This window comes from Brevibacterium marinum (assembly GCF_011927955.1).
Taxonomy (GTDB): Bacteria; Actinomycetota; Actinomycetes; order Actinomycetales; family Brevibacteriaceae; genus Brevibacterium; species Brevibacterium marinum.
Map to the genome: position 1 here is coordinate 2,151,215 of NZ_JAATJN010000001.1, position 16,460 is coordinate 2,167,674.

General features: G+C 64.3%; 19 protein-coding genes. 18 read left to right on the forward strand and 1 reads right to left on the reverse strand.

Annotated elements, in window-relative coordinates:
• The first annotated feature begins 61 nt into the window (after nucleotides 1–61).
• The 14 genes from ffh (at nucleotide 62) to BKA07_RS09545 (ending at nucleotide 11,741) form a co-directional block, all read left to right on the forward strand.
• Nucleotides 62–1,678, forward strand: coding sequence for a signal recognition particle protein (ffh, locus tag BKA07_RS09480; RefSeq protein ID WP_167950685.1), 1,617 nt, complete (start codon nucleotides 62–64; stop codon nucleotides 1,676–1,678).
• Nucleotides 1,679–1,838: 160 nt separating this feature from the next.
• A complete protein-coding gene (gene rpsP / locus BKA07_RS09485; protein WP_167950686.1) occupies nucleotides 1,839–2,252 on the forward strand; it encodes a 30S ribosomal protein S16 in 414 nt (137 codons plus the stop codon).
• 1 nt (nucleotide 2,253) lies between these two features.
• Complete coding sequence (locus tag BKA07_RS09490) at nucleotides 2,254–2,484, forward strand: RNA-binding protein (protein WP_167950687.1); 231 nt, start codon at nucleotides 2,254–2,256, stop codon at nucleotides 2,482–2,484.
• 416 nt (nucleotides 2,485–2,900) lie between these two features.
• Nucleotides 2,901–3,398, forward strand: a complete 498-nt coding sequence (rimM, locus tag BKA07_RS09495; RefSeq protein WP_167950688.1) for a ribosome maturation factor RimM — start codon at nucleotides 2,901–2,903, stop codon at nucleotides 3,396–3,398.
• A gap of 8 nt (nucleotides 3,399–3,406) precedes the next feature.
• On the forward strand, nucleotides 3,407–4,210 hold the full coding sequence (gene trmD / locus BKA07_RS09500) for a tRNA (guanosine(37)-N1)-methyltransferase TrmD (protein ID WP_167950689.1): 804 nt from the start codon (nucleotides 3,407–3,409) through the stop codon (nucleotides 4,208–4,210).
• 174 nt (nucleotides 4,211–4,384) lie between these two features.
• Nucleotides 4,385–4,726, forward strand: a complete 342-nt coding sequence (rplS, locus tag BKA07_RS09505) for a 50S ribosomal protein L19 (RefSeq protein ID WP_167950690.1) — start codon at nucleotides 4,385–4,387, stop codon at nucleotides 4,724–4,726.
• A gap of 34 nt (nucleotides 4,727–4,760) precedes the next feature.
• Nucleotides 4,761–5,384, forward strand: a complete 624-nt coding sequence (gene lepB, locus BKA07_RS09510) for a signal peptidase I (protein WP_167950691.1) — start codon at nucleotides 4,761–4,763, stop codon at nucleotides 5,382–5,384.
• Between the two features lie 106 nt (nucleotides 5,385–5,490).
• Nucleotides 5,491–6,195, forward strand: coding sequence for a signal peptidase I (gene lepB, locus BKA07_RS09515; protein ID WP_167950692.1), 705 nt, complete (start codon nucleotides 5,491–5,493; stop codon nucleotides 6,193–6,195).
• A complete protein-coding gene (locus BKA07_RS09520) occupies nucleotides 6,195–6,926 on the forward strand; it encodes a ribonuclease HII (protein WP_167950693.1) in 732 nt (243 codons plus the stop codon). The genes lepB (BKA07_RS09515) and BKA07_RS09520 overlap by 1 nt, the downstream gene beginning before the upstream one ends.
• The gene (locus BKA07_RS09525) at nucleotides 6,923–7,240 is read left to right on the forward strand and encodes a DUF2469 domain-containing protein (protein WP_167950694.1); all 318 of its coding nucleotides are present in this window, start codon (nucleotides 6,923–6,925) and stop codon (nucleotides 7,238–7,240) included. Before BKA07_RS09520 ends, BKA07_RS09525 begins: the two co-directional genes overlap by 4 nt.
• A 212-nt stretch (nucleotides 7,241–7,452) precedes the next feature.
• Nucleotides 7,453–7,851 (forward strand): YraN family protein, encoded by a 399-nt coding sequence (locus BKA07_RS09530; protein WP_167950695.1) that lies wholly within the window; start codon nucleotides 7,453–7,455, stop codon nucleotides 7,849–7,851.
• Nucleotides 7,848–9,398 carry a YifB family Mg chelatase-like AAA ATPase gene (locus BKA07_RS09535; protein WP_167950696.1) on the forward strand — a complete coding sequence of 517 codons (1,551 nt, stop codon included), beginning with the start codon at nucleotides 7,848–7,850 and terminating at the stop codon, nucleotides 9,396–9,398. Before BKA07_RS09530 ends, BKA07_RS09535 begins: the two co-directional genes overlap by 4 nt.
• Nucleotides 9,395–10,630 carry a DNA-processing protein DprA gene (gene dprA, locus BKA07_RS09540; RefSeq protein WP_167950697.1) on the forward strand — a complete coding sequence of 412 codons (1,236 nt, stop codon included), beginning with the start codon at nucleotides 9,395–9,397 and terminating at the stop codon, nucleotides 10,628–10,630. The genes BKA07_RS09535 and dprA overlap by 4 nt, the downstream gene beginning before the upstream one ends.
• Before the next feature lie 148 nt (nucleotides 10,631–10,778).
• On the forward strand, nucleotides 10,779–11,741 hold the full coding sequence (locus tag BKA07_RS09545) for a tyrosine recombinase XerC (RefSeq protein ID WP_167950698.1): 963 nt from the start codon (nucleotides 10,779–10,781) through the stop codon (nucleotides 11,739–11,741).
• Between the two features lie 70 nt (nucleotides 11,742–11,811).
• On the opposite strand, the gene BKA07_RS09550 is transcribed toward BKA07_RS09545, so the two are convergent.
• Entirely contained in the window at nucleotides 11,812–12,648 is an 837-nt protein-coding gene (locus BKA07_RS09550; RefSeq protein ID WP_245161904.1) for a D-alanyl-D-alanine carboxypeptidase family protein, read from the reverse strand.
• Between BKA07_RS09550 and BKA07_RS19295 the strand changes: the two genes are divergently transcribed.
• The 4 genes from BKA07_RS19295 to pyrH all read left to right on the forward strand — a co-directional run bounded on the left by BKA07_RS19295 (nucleotide 12,638) and on the right by pyrH (nucleotide 16,333).
• Nucleotides 12,638–13,024, forward strand: a complete 387-nt coding sequence (locus BKA07_RS19295) for a hypothetical protein (RefSeq protein WP_245161905.1) — start codon at nucleotides 12,638–12,640, stop codon at nucleotides 13,022–13,024. The genes BKA07_RS09550 and BKA07_RS19295 overlap by 11 nt on opposite strands.
• Nucleotides 13,025–13,578: 554 nt before the next feature.
• The gene (gene rpsB, locus BKA07_RS09555) at nucleotides 13,579–14,544 is read left to right on the forward strand and encodes a 30S ribosomal protein S2 (RefSeq protein WP_167950699.1); all 966 of its coding nucleotides are present in this window, start codon (nucleotides 13,579–13,581) and stop codon (nucleotides 14,542–14,544) included.
• A gap of 33 nt (nucleotides 14,545–14,577) precedes the next feature.
• Nucleotides 14,578–15,405, forward strand: a complete 828-nt coding sequence (gene tsf, locus BKA07_RS09560; RefSeq protein ID WP_167950700.1) for a translation elongation factor Ts — start codon at nucleotides 14,578–14,580, stop codon at nucleotides 15,403–15,405.
• A gap of 175 nt (nucleotides 15,406–15,580) precedes the next feature.
• Complete coding sequence (gene pyrH / locus BKA07_RS09565) at nucleotides 15,581–16,333, forward strand: UMP kinase (RefSeq protein WP_167950701.1); 753 nt, start codon at nucleotides 15,581–15,583, stop codon at nucleotides 16,331–16,333.
• Nucleotides 16,334–16,460: the final 127 nt, after the last annotated feature.

The window sequence follows — 16,460 nt, forward strand, 5'->3', positions numbered from 1 at the left end:
CGGACATGGGTGAGTTGTTAGTCTAGAGAGTCGACCAATTCATCGTGAAGAAGGCTTGCACGTGTTTAACTCTCTTTCCGACAGGCTCACCGCGACGTTCAAGAACTTGCGCGGCAAGGGCCGGCTGTCCGAAGCCGATGTGGATGCCACCATCCGCGAGATTCGGCGTGCACTTCTGGACGCCGACGTCGCTCTGCCCGTCGTCCGGGCATTCACCGGCCGGATTCGCGAGCGAGCCCTGTCCGAAGAGGTTTCGAGCGCGCTCAACCCGGGCCAGCAGGTCGTCAAGGTCGTCAATGAGGAACTCGTCGACATCCTCGGCGGGCAGACCCGGCGACTGAACTACGCGAAGCGTCCTCCCACCGTCATCATGCTCGCCGGCCTGCAGGGTGCGGGTAAGACCACCCTGGCCGGCAAGCTCGCCCACTGGCTGAAGTCCGAAGGCCACCGCCCGATGCTCGTCGCGGCCGATCTGCAGCGTCCCAACGCGGTCAATCAGCTCGAGATCGTCGGAGAGCGTGCAGGCGCATTCGTCTACGCTCCGGAGCCGGGCAACGGCATCGGTGATCCGGTGCAGGTGGCCACGGACTCGCTCGAGGTTGCGAAGTCGAAGCTCCACGACGTCGTCATCGTCGACACCGCCGGGCGCCTGGGCATCGACAAAGAGCTCATGCAGCAGGCCGCCGACATCCGCACCGCGGTCTCCCCGGACGAAGTTCTGTTCGTCATCGACGCGATGATCGGCCAGGATGCCGTCAAGACCGCCGAGGCGTTCCTCGAAGGAGTCGACTTCACCGGTGTCGTGCTCTCCAAGCTCGACGGCGATTCGCGTGGTGGTGCCGCGCTGTCCGTCGCCGAGGTGACCGGCAAGCCGATCATGTTCGCGTCGACCGGTGAGTCGATGAAGGAGTTCGAGCAGTTCCATCCCGACCGGATGGCCGATCGGATCCTCGACATGGGCGACATCCTCACCCTCATCGAGCAGGCCGAGAAGAACTTCGACGAGAAGGAGACCGCGAAGCTTCAGAAGAAGGTCGAGGCCGGTGAGGACTTCGACCTCAATGACTTCCTGACCCAGATGTCGGGCCTGAAGAAGATGGGCTCGATGAAGAAGATGCTGGGCATGATGCCCGGTATGAGCCAGTACAAGGATCAGCTGGAGAACTTCGACGAACGTGAAGTCGACCGCGTCGAAGCCATTGTGAGATCGATGACCCCGGCCGAGCGCACGAATCCGAAGATCCTCAACGGCTCGCGGCGCTCCCGCATCGCGAAGGGTGCCGGCACGACGGTGAGCGCGGTCAACCAGCTGATGGAGCGCTTCACCCAGGCGCAGAAGATGATGCGCGGAATGACCCGGGGCGGCGGTGCGCCCGGGGCCGGTGGAGGCGGTGGGATGCCCGGTATGGGAGGTATGCCCGGCATGGGCAGTCTGCCCAGTGGAGCCCCGAACCGCAAGAAGAAGACCACCGGGAAGAAGAAGGGCCGCAAGGGCGGTCAGTCGGGCAACCCGGCCAAGCGCGCCCAGCAGGCTCAGGAGCTTGCCGATAAGAAGGCCGGGAAGACGAAGGACCCGGTCGGGTCCGCCTTCGGGGGAGTCGATCTCGACAACGACGAAGAGTTCGATATGAAGAATCTTCCGAAGGGCTTCGGAGGGATGTTCCCAGGTGGAAAGTAGCAGTCCTTTCTGGCACAATTGACTACTGTACTTTTGCTTCCGGCGTGGGCCCTCTCTTCTGCGCCGAGGTGATCGTCCAGGTCACAGACTCCGCGAGGTCAACCCCACGATTCTTTTGGAACGTCTGTGCAACAAAAAGACAAAAGGAGACACCACTGAAGTGGCAGTCAAAATTCGCTTGAAGCGCATGGGCAAGATCCGTGCACCGTTCTACCGCGTCGTCGTTGCCGATTCACGCACCCGTCGTGATGGCGAGGCCATCGAGCAGATCGGCATCTACCACCCGACCCGCGAGCCCTCGGTCGTCGAGATCAACTCGGAGCGTGCTCAGTACTGGCTCTCCGTTGGTGCTCAGCCGACCGATCAGGTTCGGGCCCTGCTCAAGCTCACCGGCGACCTGCAGAAGCAGACCGGCGAAGGCGAAGCAGTGAACACCGTCAAGCCGCAGCAGGAGAAGGAGGCCTTCGTGGCTCCCTCCGCCGGATCGGTGATCAAGGAGGCCATCACTCCGAAGGGCTCGGACAAGGCCGATGACGCGGCTGCGGACGCATCCGAAGAGAGTGCTGAAGCCTGAGATGTTGGCAGATTCGCTCGAACACCTGGTCCGCGGCATCGTCGATCATCCCGATGATGTCGCTGTTCGATCCCGCTCGTCACAGCGCGGGAGCACGCTCGAGGTCCGGGTCCATCCCGAAGACCTCGGCCGTGTCATCGGTCGTGCGGGGAGAACCGCAAAGGCTCTGCGCACCGTGATCAACTCTCTCGCCGGCCGTGAGTCGGTGCGAGTGGACCTCATCGAGGCGTAACACCTTCATCGGGAATGGGGGACGCGGCGAATCATCGCCGTGTCCCCCATTCCTGTATTCAGCGGCCGTGGGCCGAGGTCCGGCGGCCGTGGGCCGAGGTTCGGCGGCCGTGGCCAGATGTCAGGCGGGCGACCCGATCGCACCCAGGTGGTCCGAGTGGGGCTCGGGCGGGGCGATTTCGGGCGGGCGGTGCGAGTGTCCCGGGAGGGGCGAAACATGAGCGAGAGAGCCGTCTAAACTGAATGGGTGAGGCAAACGAGAACCCGCGCGGACTTGAGCACAGGCAGTCTCACAGTCGGTAGCACAGGCAAGGCGCCCGCGCCTTTCACGGGCGCGAGCACGAACACTTCCATGGGCACGACACAAGCAGCCCCACGGGCACTGGGGCAAACATTTTCACGAGCACGAGGAGCAGCATGGACACGGTGATCGCACGGTTGGGGAAACCGCACGGCATCAGAGGCGAATTCACCGTCGAGGTGCGCACCGACCGGCCGGACGAGCGCTTCGTTCCCGGAAGTATCTACTCCACCGACCCCGACATCGGTGAGCTGACGCTGAAGTCGGCGAGGTGGCATCGGGACCGGCTGCTGCTGACGTTCGATGAGGTTTCCGACCGAAACCGGGCCGAGGAGATCCGCAATACACTCATCCTCAGCAGCCAGTCCGACGACGAGGACGACGATGCGTGGTACCTCGAGGATCTCGTCGGACTCGGTGTCTTCGAAGGACCGGAGCGAGTCGGTGAGATCGTCGATGTGACGAACGGACTGGCACAGGATCTGCTCCACATGAACCACATCGACGGCCACGAAGTGCTCATTCCCTTCGTCGCCGCCATCGTGCCCGAGGTCGATGTCGAAGCCGGGTGGATTCAGGTCACGCCTCCGGCCGGTCTCTTCGACGCCGAATGAGCCCGTCCATGCGCATCGACGTCGTCTCCATCTTCCCGGAATACCTCGAAGGGCTGAAGCTCTCCCTCATCGGCAAGGCCGCCGAACAAGGACTGCTCGACCTCAACGTGCACGACCTGCGAGATTTCACGTTCGACCGCCACAACACGGTCGACGATTCTCCCTACGGAGGGGGAGCCGGAATGGTGATGAAGGCCGAGCCCTGGGCGCTGGCACTCGAGCACATCCTCGGCGAGGGGCCCCGCGGGGCATCGGCATCGGTCGGTGACCACGATGGCGAGAAGCCCAAGCCGATCCTCATCGTGCCCAGCCCGGCGGGCCGCGTATTCGACCAGCGTGTGGCCGAAGACCTCGCGGGCGCCGAGCATCTGGTGTTCGCGTGCGGGCGGTATGAGGGCATCGATCAGCGGGTCATCGACTGGGCGGGGGAGCACTTCGATCTGCGGCCGATGAGCATCGGAGACTATGTGCTCAATGGGGGAGAAGTCGCCTCGATGGCCATGATCGAAGCCGTCAGTCGGCTCGTTCCCGGAGTCATCGGAAACCCCGAATCGCTGACCGAGGAGAGCCACGAGGACGGCCTCCTCGAGTACCCGATCTACACGAAGCCCGCCAGCTGGAGGCAGCGCGACGTGCCCGAGGTCCTGCTCAGCGGAAACCATGGTGCGATCGCACGGTGGCGACGCGACCGACGACTCGAACGCACGGCGGAGGTCAGACCCGATCTGATCGCGAAATTGGGCGAACTGGACAAGCACGATCGTGCCGTTTTGGAACGGTTTGAGTCCGGAGACGAATCCATGACAGAATAGAACGTCGCGTTTGTTGGCATTCACCTGCTTCAGGGGGCTGGATGCCCAGAACCATTCTCGGGTATCGACACCGGGGAATGCCGGGGAGCGATCCCGACAGACGATCCAATCACCGGTTCGACCGGTCCGATATGCGTGTCCTCGACCTGAAGCAGGGGACACAGGAGAGACACAATGCAGAAGCTTGATGTTGTTGATGCGGCCTCGTTGAAGTCCGACGTGCCTGATTTCCGCCCCGGTGACACCCTCAACATCCACGTTCGCGTGATTGAGGGAACCCGCTCGCGTATCCAGGCGTTCAAGGGAATCGTCATCCGCCGCCAGGGCGACGGAGTCCGCGAGACCTTCACCGCCCGTAAGATCAGCTTCGGCGTCGGCGTCGAGCGCACCTTCCCGGTCCACTCGCCGATCGTCGAGAAGATCGAGGTCACCGCTCGCGGCGACGTTCGTCGCGCCAAGCTGTACTACCTGCGCGAACTGCGCGGCAAGGCGGCACGCATCCGCGAAAAGGCCTGATTCGTTGCCTGGCACTGTGGGCGATGACCACCCCGTGCCGAAGAACCACGAAAACGCGACCTTCGGGTCGCGTTTTCTGTACTCAGCGCGCTTCTGGAAGTTCATCGCTGCGATCGCGATCGTCATCCTCGTCGTCGGCGGGGCGGTCCGCGGATTCGTCATCCAACGGTTCACCATCCCCAGTGCGTCGATGCAGCCGACTCTGGACGTCGGCGACGACATCACCGTGTGGCGCCCCGATGCGCTGAGTTCGGACATCCGACGCGGAGACATCGTCGTCTTCGACGGTCGTGGGTCGTTCATCGACGACCCCCTGCCGACGCCGCTGCAGAAGGCAGGGGCCTGGATCGGTCTCGGCAGTCGCGACGTCTACTACGTCAAACGCGTCATCGCAGTCGGAGGAGATACGCTCGAATGCTGCGACGCCGAAGGACGACTGCTGCTCAACGAGGAACCACTGGAAGAGGATTACGCGCCGCATCCCGCATCCGCCTCCGAATTCTCCATCGAAGTGCCGGCCGACACCATGTGGGTGATGGGTGACAACAGAGACGACTCCGCCGATTCGCGGGCGCTGCTGGGCAAGCCCGGAGGCGGATTCATCCCCCTCGACCGCGTGATCGGGCCAGTGATCGGACACGGCTCCTCGGTCGACTGAGCGACCCCGTAGAGTTGTTCACTGCCTGAGCGGAACCTCGACGAGGTGCTGGTACGCTCATTTCAGTCCCTCTGCGGGACACAAGGTCCGATGCGAAAGCGAACGAATGTCAGCCGAAACAGAAGCTTCCCCACCTTCAGCCTCGAAGAGATTCCTCCGCGGCCTGCTCGAGACCGCAGCGATCATCCTCGTCGCCATCCTCATCTCGACCGCGCTGAAGACCTGGGTCGTCCGTTCGTTCTACATCCCTTCCGGCTCGATGATGGATACCCTGCAGATCGACGACCGGGTCCTCGTCAACCAACTCGCACCCCGATTCGGGCCGGCCGAGCGCGGCGACATCATCGTCTTCGACGACCCCGATCATTGGCTGTCACCGGAGGAGGTCTCCGAATATCAGCCCAACCCGCTCCTCGAGTTCGTGGGCCTGGCTCCGGCAGACGGAGGCAAACAGCTGATCAAACGCGTCATCGGGGTCGGCGGTGACACCGTCGAATGCTGCGATGGGCAAGGGCGCATCCTCGTCAACGGCGAACCCATCGACGAGACGTACCTCGACGAGGGCACAGCAGCTTCGGAGGTGGAGTTCGACGTCACCGTCCCGGAGGGCCACTACTGGGTGATGGGCGACAATCGCGGCAATTCCGCGGACTCGCGCTACCACCAGGACACCGAACCCTTTGTCCCCGAGGACCATGTCGTGGGCACCGTCTTCCTCATCAACTGGCCCTTCAAGCACTTCACCTGGGTGTCCAACCCGGAAGCGGTCTTCGCCGACGTGCCTGCCCCAGAAGGGATCACCGGCGGCTGATGGCACGGACAGGACTGCACGACCTCAGTCGTGAACGCGCCCTGCTGGCAGAGGGCTTCGACCACGTCATCGGCGTCGACGAGGTCGGCCGTGGCGCATTGGCGGGCCCGGTCAGCGTCGGCGTCGCCCTCTTCGACCTCAGAGAGCTCACCGACGCCGAGGTGCCCGCTGGAATCCACGATTCGAAGCAGCTGAGCGCGCCCTCGCGGCAAGCCGCCACCGACCGTGTCCACGGTTGGGCGCGGGCCGCAGCCGTGGGCTCGACGTCTCCCAGCGAACTCGACGCACTCGGAATGACCATGGCGCTGAACCTCGCCGGGCGACGAGCCCTCAACGACATGCTCATGCCCAGCACGGAAACAGCGGTCCTGCCGTCCCGCACGATCGTCCTCCTCGACGGCAGACATGACTGGCTCTCGGCCCCACTCACGCTCGACTGCCTGAGGATATTCGGGTCGGCGGCCGATCTCGAGCTGCCTGCAGTGCGGACCGTGATCAAGGGCGACGGCAGCGTTCCCGTCATCGCCGCAGCGAGCATCGTGGCCAAAGTGGCACGCGACGAGGCGATGATCGCACTCGCCGAGGCGCATCCCCAGTATGGTTGGGAGTCGAATGTCGGATACGGCACGAGCAGGCACCGTCGGGGCATCGTCGATTTCGGCCCCAGCATTCACCACCGGAGAAGCTTCCGCCTGCACGCGAGGCACGATGCGAAGGAGGGATCGTCATGAGCACAGATGATCTGGACGACTACGAAGCCCAGCTCGAGCTTCAGCTCTACAAGGAATATCGCGATGTCGTCGGGCTCTTCGCCTACGTCGTAGAGACGGAACGGCGCTTCTACCTCGCCAACCATGTCGACCTCAAGGCACACAACGATGCCGGCGACGTCTACTTCGAGCTCACCCTGCGTGATGCGTGGGTGTGGGACAGCTACAGGTCCGCGAGATTCATCAAAACGGTGCACGTGCTGACATTCAAGGACGTCAACATCGAAGAGATCGCCAAGAGCGATCTGGAACCGCCGACGTCGATCGGGGGCTGAGCAGGCCGGTCCCTGCAACCGGAACCGAGGCAGGGACTGCCATCGGTCAAGGGAGGCGGAAGTTCAGTCGGGAGAGCGGACGACTCGACAGAGATTCGTCTGTGGATTGCGCCCCGACTCGCGCATGATCGGCCTGTGGACGGAGAAGCGTCGTCCACAGGCCGAGGCTTCGCTCTTGCCGTGCAATGATGAGCGCTGGTGGTCTGTCTCCCATGAGACCGACAACTGGGAAACGGAGCACAAGCACCTCGGGCCTGCGCCAGCGCGCACTGGGCCGGGCCGGTGAGGACCTTGCGGCCGAGTTCCTGCAGCGGCAGGGAATGGTGATCGTCGAACGCAACTTCACCTGCCCCCGAGGAGAGATCGACATCATCGCTCGAGACGGTGACGCCATCGTCTTCGTCGAGGTCAAGACCCGCAGGAACCTGGCACTCGGCTCTCCTCTCGAGGCCGTGACCGGAGCGAAGCTGAGACGGCTCAGAATGCTGTCGGGGATCTGGCTGCGCGCACAGACCGAGTACTACGCGAGCATCCGCATCGATGCTCTCGGCATCGTCATGGAACCCGTACCCGGCTTTGCCCACCGTCGCAACGTGCAGGTCGACTCGTGAGCGAAGAACAGAGACTCAACGTGATCGGACGGTCGTCGGCCGTCGCCCTGTGGGGACTGGCCGGCAAGATCGTGTCCATCGAAGCCTGCGTCAGTGCGGGCCTGCCGGGAATCGACATCGTCGGCCTGCCGGATGCCTCGGTGAGCGAATCCCGGAAACGACTCCGGGCGGCACTGGCATATCTGGGGATCCCCGTGGCAACACAGCATCTGACCATCAACCTCACCCCGGGGACCGTACCGAAGATCGGCACCGGCTTCGACCTCGGAATCGCAGTTGCCGTGCTCAAAGCCCAAGGTGTCATCGCACAGCCGGACACGGAATCGATCATCCACTGCGGCGAACTCGGCCTCGACGGGCGCATCCGCCCCGTCAACGGCGTGCTGCCGATCCTGCACAGCGGTCTGCAGGCCGGATTCGACCGCTTCGTCGTTCCGGCCGGAAACGAGGAGGAGTCCTCACTGGTCGGTGGGGCCAGAGTCAGGGCAATCGCCTCACTGGCAGAACTGATCAATTTCTACGGAGGTGCTCTCGACGTTCCACCGCTGCCGCCGGTCGTCGACATCGAAACCGCGGCCGCGAGTCCAACCGAGCTGCACGACCTCGCCGAAGTCCAAGGTCAGGCCGAAGCCCGATTCGGCCTCGAAGTCGCAGCCGCCGGCGGGCACAATCTGCTCTTGCGGGGCACACCGGGGGCGGGGAAGACGCTGTTGGCGCAGTGTCTGCCCGGGATACTTCCACCGCTGGACGACCGCCAAGCGGCGGAGGCGGCTGCGGTTCGCTCCTTGCGCGGCGAGCTCAACGGCAGCGACGGACTCGACCACAGACCCCCGTTCGAAGCACCCCATCACCGCAGTACCGCCTCGGCGCTGATCGGCGGACGGAAACCGGGGTCGATCGGAATCCTCAGCCGGGCCCACCAAGGGGTGCTGTTCATGGACGAGGCGCCGGAGTTCTCCCGGGACGTCCTCGAAGCGCTGCGCCAGCCGATGGAAGCGGGGCAGGTCCACATCCACCGGGCCTGGGGGTCCATGGTGCTTCCGGCGTCGTTCCAAATGGTGATGGCGGCGAACCCCTGCCCGTGCGGAGCCGGAATGCGCGGAAGAGACACCACCTGCCGCTGCACTCCGATGGATAAGCGCCGATACCGCAACAGACTCTCCGGCCCTCTCCTGGACCGGGTCGACCTGCAGCTCGAGCTGTTCCCTGTCTCCCCGGCAGACATCCGCCTCGGTGGGAGCCAGGAGGACAGCTCGACGGTTGCCGGACGCGTCGGACTGGCACGACAACGACAGGTCGATCGATATGTCGACTGCGACTGGACGACGAACTCCAACGCTCCAGGGGCATGGCTGCGCGAACACTTCTCCATGAGCCCGACCAGTCTGCGCGATCTCGATCGTGCGCTCGAAACCGGAAGGATCACCATGCGCGGATACGACAGAGTGCTGAGAGTGGCAACGACCCTGGCCGACCTTGAAGGAGCACCGGCCCCGACCCCGGAACGGATCACTACGGCACTCGCCCTGAGGACTCAGGACTCATGAACGCGCCGACACGGTGCACGAACGAGCTCACCGGTGATGGGCCACGGAGTGCGGTGGCGGCTCTGCTGCGTATCGGCGAGCCCGGTGACGGTCTGCTCACGGGCCTCGTCGACGAGGTCGGGCCGATCACTGTACTCGAACTCATCAGCGCCGTCGCGGCCGGGAAGTCATCGGCGGCGGAGGCGGCCCAGAGCCTGTCGTCGATCGGGGTCATGGTCGCCGGCGGGGCGCAGCTGGATCGGGCCTTTGACCGCTGGGCCGTGCGTGGAGAACAGGCGCACGGTGTCCGCGACCTCGAGAGCGTATCCAGACTCGGCGGACGGCTCGTCATCCCCAGCGACGACGAATGGCCGGCCGCGCTGAACGATCTCGGACCGGCGGCCCCTTTGGGGCTGTGGGTCCGAGGCGAGGCCCGCCTGAGCACAGCACTGCGCCGGTCCGTCGCCGTCGTCGGTGCGCGTGCGGCCAGCAACTACGGGACGAAATGCGCCTCGGACCTTGCTTGGGATCTGACAGCCCAGGGTTTCACCGTCGTCTCCGGCGGTGCCTTCGGCATCGACGCGGCAGCCCACCGGGCGGCCGTCGCAGGGGAGGGCACCACCCTTGCGTTCATGGCCGGGGGAGTCGACAGATTCTACCCGGCGGCGAACACCGAACTGCTCCACCAGGTGCTCGACTGCGGCGCAATCGTGTCCGAGACGGCTCCCGGAATGACCCCGATGCGACATCGCTTCCTCCTCCGGAACCGCCTGATCGCAGCCTCGTCGCAGGTGGCCGTCATCGTCGAGGCCGGCTGGCGCAGCGGTGCGCTGAACACGGCTCGGCACGCCCTCGAACTCTCTCGTGCGGTTGCGGCATTCCCGGGGTCGGTGTATTCGGCTTCCTCGACGGGAACGCACCGGCTCATCCGCTTCCAGGAGGCCCAGCTGGTCACCAGCTGTGAGGACGTTGTCGGGCTCATTGCCGCTGAGGATCCGGCACTGTTCGACGAGGGAGACCTCACCTCCGGACAGCGGCAGCTCCCCTCCGCCGATCCGGTCGACGACCTCGCCGAACGGGAGAAGATCTGTCTCAACGTGCTCTCTGCGACGAAGTCCCTTGACGTCGGCACCGTGGCCGGGCGCGCCGGGCTGACGGTGCCTGACACACTGTCCGCGCTCGCCGTTCTCGAGCTTGCCGGCCTCGGCGCCCGCCGTGAATCGGGATGGGTCAAACTGCGCCCGGCGACATGATCCGGCGGGCCGGCGTGGAAGGGTCGCCACGAGACAGCGGCGGAGTCGGCACGAGGCTGTGACGGGTCGGCACGAGACTGCGGCGGGGTCTGCTCGAGATTGCGGCAGGGTCTGCCGTCGAGTCCTTGTGATCGCGTACCCTGACGGTATGACCCTTCCCCCGTCCATCGTCGAGGTGGTCGCAGGCTATGCCGACCATCTGAGATCCCGTGACGTCTCCGTGCACACCTGCCGGGCCTACATTGCCGATGTCACGGACTTCTTCGAGCACGCGGCCCACATGCCCGCGCCTCGCACCGGGAGAGTCGGTGACGGGTCCAGTGTCCATGACATCGGACTCGATGATCTGCGCTCGTGGCTGATCACTCTCGACGATGCGGGAGCGGCGAAGTCGACGGTGGCGCGGAAGATCGCAGCCGTGAAGTCATTCTTCGCCTACTGCGTGAACAATCAGGGGGTGAAGAACAACCCGGCGGCGCGTCTGCGCACCCCGAAGAAGGATGCCCGACTGCCCACCGTGCTCAAACCGCAGCAGGCCGCCGACTTGGTGGGTGCGGACCGACAAGGAGACCGCACCGCGGACGAAGGCACCGATCCCATTGCGGTGGCCAAATCGGCCAGGGACGCCGCTGTCCTCGAGATGCTCTATGCCACAGCGGTGCGTGTGTCGGAACTGACCGGGCTCAACCGCAGCGACGTCGACCATCAGAGATCGATGATCACAGTCCTGGGCAAGGGGGACAAGGAGCGACGGGTCCCGTTCGGCAAGCCCGCCCAGTCGGCATTGCAGCACTGGCTGGGCCTGCGGGAGACGTTCGTCTCGGCCGGCAGCGGTGATGCGCTCTTCCTCGGTGTCAGAGGCGGTCGCATCGGTGCCCGGCAGGTGAGGGAAATCGTCCACCGCTACGGCTCCGACGACCCCGGCGCACCCGATATCGGCCCGCACGGTCTCCGACACTCGGCCGCGACTCACATGCTCGACGGGGGAGCGGATCTGCGGCAGATCCAGGAGCTGCTGGGGCACTCGACCATGAGCAGCACTCAGATCTACACCCATGTCTCTATGCAGCGGCTGCAGGAGACCTATCGCCAGGCCCATCCCCGGGCCTGAGGCCGGGGAGGTGCCAGTCAACGGCGAAGCCTCCGAACGATGTCCGGGCATCAGGCCCCCGGGATCGCCTTCACGCCCGGAATTCCCAATGCCACGGCTCAGGCAGGGAACCGGTCTGGCGCGCCCAACCGGGGTGGACCCACCCGAACTTCGGTGCGTTGGCACGCATCCATCGATGTTGGGCACTGCCGAAGGAGTTGATTCCGCCACCCAGATCGACCGCAAGAGCCCAACCGTGATTCGACGTTCCGGGAGTCGCCGCCATGCGCCCCTTGCGCCGTTTGAGTATCACCTGAGTGGCGTAGTCTCGGTAGGCGTCCGTGACGGAGATCGGCGTCGAGAATCTGGCTTCATAGGCGTGCGACATCCGATCGAAAGCCGCCTGTGCATCGCAGCGCAGCATGTGTCCAGGCGCCGAGGCCAACGTGCACATCGCCGCCGCGGGAATCCTCCCGTTGCTGTGTCCGCCCCAGGCACCGGCTCCTGAGGTCGTGCCGCCGCCGGTGGGTTCCTCCGCGGGTTTTTGAGACAGCGGCAGGAGGATCGACTGCTCGTGCCCGAAGAATCCGGCGGGATCGATGTACTTCTTGACGCCTTCGGCGGCCCAGACGCCGATATGCAGGCATGACCTGTCACAGTGAGAGCCCTCGGCGACCGTCCCGATCTTCGCACCCGCGGAGAACCTCTCACCCTTCTTCAGATTTGTCTCTGCGGCTTGGAACGAGACCACATGTCCGGAATCCGTCTCGATGCTCACCGTAGGGGTGCCGGCCACCGACCCGCGGAACCGAATGGCACCGGCGGCCGGCGCCCGCAGCGGTTCACCGCTGACGGTGGCCACATCGATGCCCCTGTGGCCCTTCAACCATGCTTCCTCGGGCGGATCGAATGCCTCGATGATCTCCATCGCGGGAACGGGCGACGCCCACGTGGGCCTCGCCCCGGGCGACAATCGCGCATCATCGGACGCAGACGACGCAGCTGAGGCAGGCGACGCAGCCGATGAGGACACAGACGACGCAGACGAAGACGACGCAGAGGCAGACTCAGACGAAGAGTACACAGACGAGGCGAACGAGGCGACGGGGGAGGCGGCGGTCGTCGCGGACGCCACTCCCGCCTCGGCGAAGGTGAGAGCGAGGACTCCCAAAGCCACCGCCACGATGGCGTGCGCACGGCTCACGGCAGACGAGGGCCGTTTCCGGCTCCCACCTCCAGGGGTGGTCGAGAACAGTGAAGGTGAGGTGCTCGGGAGAGGGGCGAAGAGGTCCATGGGTCGATGAAAGCGCAGTCGCGGACGGGATGTCAGGCTTCGGAGAAGCGCCTGTGGACGAGGCCGCTGGATCCACAGACGATGTGAACACGAGTCGCATATCGATTCACAGGACATCGCCCGCAAGTGTCCGAGCGCGCCGCCTGGTCAGAAGACGATCGACCTGCTGAACGTGCGGGCGCTCAGTCGGTGTCGTCGGTGACCGATCGGCGCCGTGGCCCGTCGTCCACACGGCATCGAACTCAAGTCCGCACACCACCGGTCACCGGCGACCCCACCCGAGCGTGTGGGCGCGAGGCACCCCATCCTCGGAGTGCCCGAACGATTGGAAATGGCTTGGGCAACCGGGATAGACTGGCACCAGCAGAAGCGTGTCTTCTGACTACGCGTATCCGATTTCTTCTCCATCCCATGGTGCAAATGGCCCGACTGGGCGAATTTGTGGGGCGGATGAACCGGATACCAGGAATCAACCGAAAATGTCACGGCTTCCGGCGGGTCCATGCCCTCGGCGAGCAATGACGTAAAAGCGCCTTCGGGCGCAAGAGAAAGGAGGGCGTCGGCATGGCCGTCGTCACCATCCGCCAGCTGCTCGACAGCGGCGTTCACTTTGGACATCAGACCCGTCGTTGGAACCCGAAGATGAAGCGCTTCATCTTCACCGAGCGCAACGGCATCTACATCATCGACCTGCAGAAGTCGCTGGGCTACATCGACACTGCATTCGAATTCGTCAAGGAGACCGTGACCCACGGCGGCTCGATCCTCTTCGTCGGCACCAAGAAGCAGGCGCAGGAATCGATCGCCGAACAGGCCAAGCGCGTGGGCCAGCCCTACGTCAACCAGCGTTGGCTCGGCGGTATGCTCACGAACTTCCAGACCATCTCCATGCGTCTGCGTCGCCTCAAGGAACTCGAAGAGATCGACTTCGATGACGTTGCAGGTTCCTCGCACACCAAGAAGGAACTGCTCATTCTGCGTCGCGAGAAGGACAAGCTGGAGAAGACCCTCGGCGGTATCCGCGACATGCAGCGGACCCCGTCGGCCGTCTGGATCGTCGACACCAAGAAGGAGCACCTGGCTGTCGACGAAGCACGCAAGCTGGGCATCCCGGTCATCGCGATCCTCGACACCAACTGCGATCCTGACGACGTCAGCTACCCGATCCCGGGCAACGACGACGCCATCCGCTCGGTCTCCCTCCTGACCCGCGTGATCGCCGACGCAGTGGCAGAGGGCCTCATCGCCCGTCACTCTTCGGACGACGAGGGCGGAGAGAAGAACGTCTCGGCTGTCGAGCCGATGCCCGAGTGGGAACGCGAACTGCTCGAAGGCAACGCTCCTGCCTCTGAGGAAGCTGCCGCTCCTGCCGCCGACGGCTCTGAGAAGCCGGCCGCTGACGCCGCTGCTGCGGCTGAAGAGGCGACCGACGAGCCTCCGGTTGAGGCAGCTGCGGCGGCCGCTGACAAGGCGACCGAAGCACCCGCCGCAGAACCTGCCGCAGACTCCACCGAGTCGACCGAGTCCTGATTTTCCATAACTCCACCATCCTGAGGAGAAAGAATGGCAAACTACACTGCCGCTGATATCAAGGCGCTGCGCGAGAAGACCGGCGCCGGAATGATGGACGTCAAGAAGGCTCTTGATGAGGCCGACGGCGATCAGGCGAAAGCCATCGAGGTCCTCCGCGTCAAGGGCCTCAAGGGCGCCACCAAGCGCGAAGGCCGCTCGACATCGGACGGCCTCGTGGCCACACAGGTCGACGGCGGCGTCGGAACGATGATCGAACTCAACTCGGAGACCGACTTCGTTGCGAAGTCCGATCCCTTCGTCGCACTTGCCGACGAAGTTCTCAGCCTGGCTGTGAAAAGCAATGCCGATTCGGCCGAGGCTGTCCTCGAATCCACCAAGGACGGCAAGCCGGTCTCGGAGTACATCACCGAAAGCGGTGCGACTCTGGGCGAGAAGGTTGCACTCCGCCGTGTCGGACGCATCGAAGGCGCGAAGGTCGAGTCCTATCTGCACCGCACGAACAAGGACCTGCCACCTCAGGTGGGCGTTCTGTTCGCGTACGAAGGTGACGACTCGACGATTGCACACGATGTCGCCGTGCACATCGCTGCGATGAGCCCGAAGTACTTCTCCCGCGAAGACGTCCCCGCCGAACTCGTCGAGAACGAGCGTCGCATCGCGGAGGACACTGCGAAGAACGAAGGCAAGCCTGAGAAGGCTGTGCCCAAGATCATCGAAGGCCGCGTCAACGGCTTCTTCAAGGAGAACTGCCTGCTCGACCAAGGGTTCGCCAAGGATCCCAAGCAGTCCGTGGGCAATGTCCTCGAAGCAGCCGGCGTCACCGCCAGCGGATTTCTGCGCTACCGCGTCGGAGCCTGAAACACCACTGACCGCCCAGCGAGTCGCATTCCGACCCGCGCAGCAGTCGTCTCGCTTGAGAGTCAATTCATAAGCGAGTGACGGGGTCGGACCAATCGGTCCGGCCCCGTTTTTCGCTACACTGACACCGACGACTCATCCGGGCTCCCACCTGCCCAGACGGAAGAAGGACTAAATGACATCCACCCCGGTTCACGAATCCAGCTACGCCAGCAGACCTGTCCGCACCCACCGCCGCCGCGTGCTGCTCAAGCTCTCGGGGGAGGTGTTCGGCGGAGGCAGAATCGGCGTCGATCCCGATGTCGTCGCCTCGGTCGCCAGGGAAGTGGCCCCCACCGTCGACGAGGTGGAAGTCAGCATCGTCGTCGGCGGCGGAAACTTCTTCCGTGGAGCCGAACTGTCCCAGCGCGGCATGGACCGCACCCGTGCCGACTACATGGGCATGCTCGGAACCGTGATGAACTGTCTGGCGCTGCAGGACTTCCTCGAACAGCTCGGCGTCGACACCCGCGTGCAGACCGCGATCCCCATGTCGCAGGTCGCCGAAACCTACATCCCACGTCGGGCAATGCGTCACATGGAGAAGAACCGCGTCGTCATCTTCGGCGCGGGTGCAGGCCTGCCCTATTTCTCCACCGACACCGTTGCAGCCCAGCGTGCACTCGAGATCCACGCCGATGAGGTCCTCATCGCCAAAAACGGTGTCGACGGCGTCTACACCGCCGACCCGCACATCGATCCGACCGCGGAGAAGATCGCCGAGATCACCTACGAGGAGGCGCTGCAGAAGGGCCTCAAAGTCGTCGACGCAACCGCATTCTCCCTCTGCATGGACAATAGGCAGCCGATGCACGTCTTCGGCATGCAGGGCGAAGGAAATCTGCGCAAGGCGATCGTCGGCGACAAGATCGGTACAGTGGTCAAATAGACTCAGGGCGGCTTGCCGCCAGGCCATACACAAGCGGAAACATCTGCCCACACGAAGCCCAGGAAGCTCCCTGGGCCGATCGAGTGCGGCATTTGCGACCTATGGCCCATAGAATGAATCCAAAGCT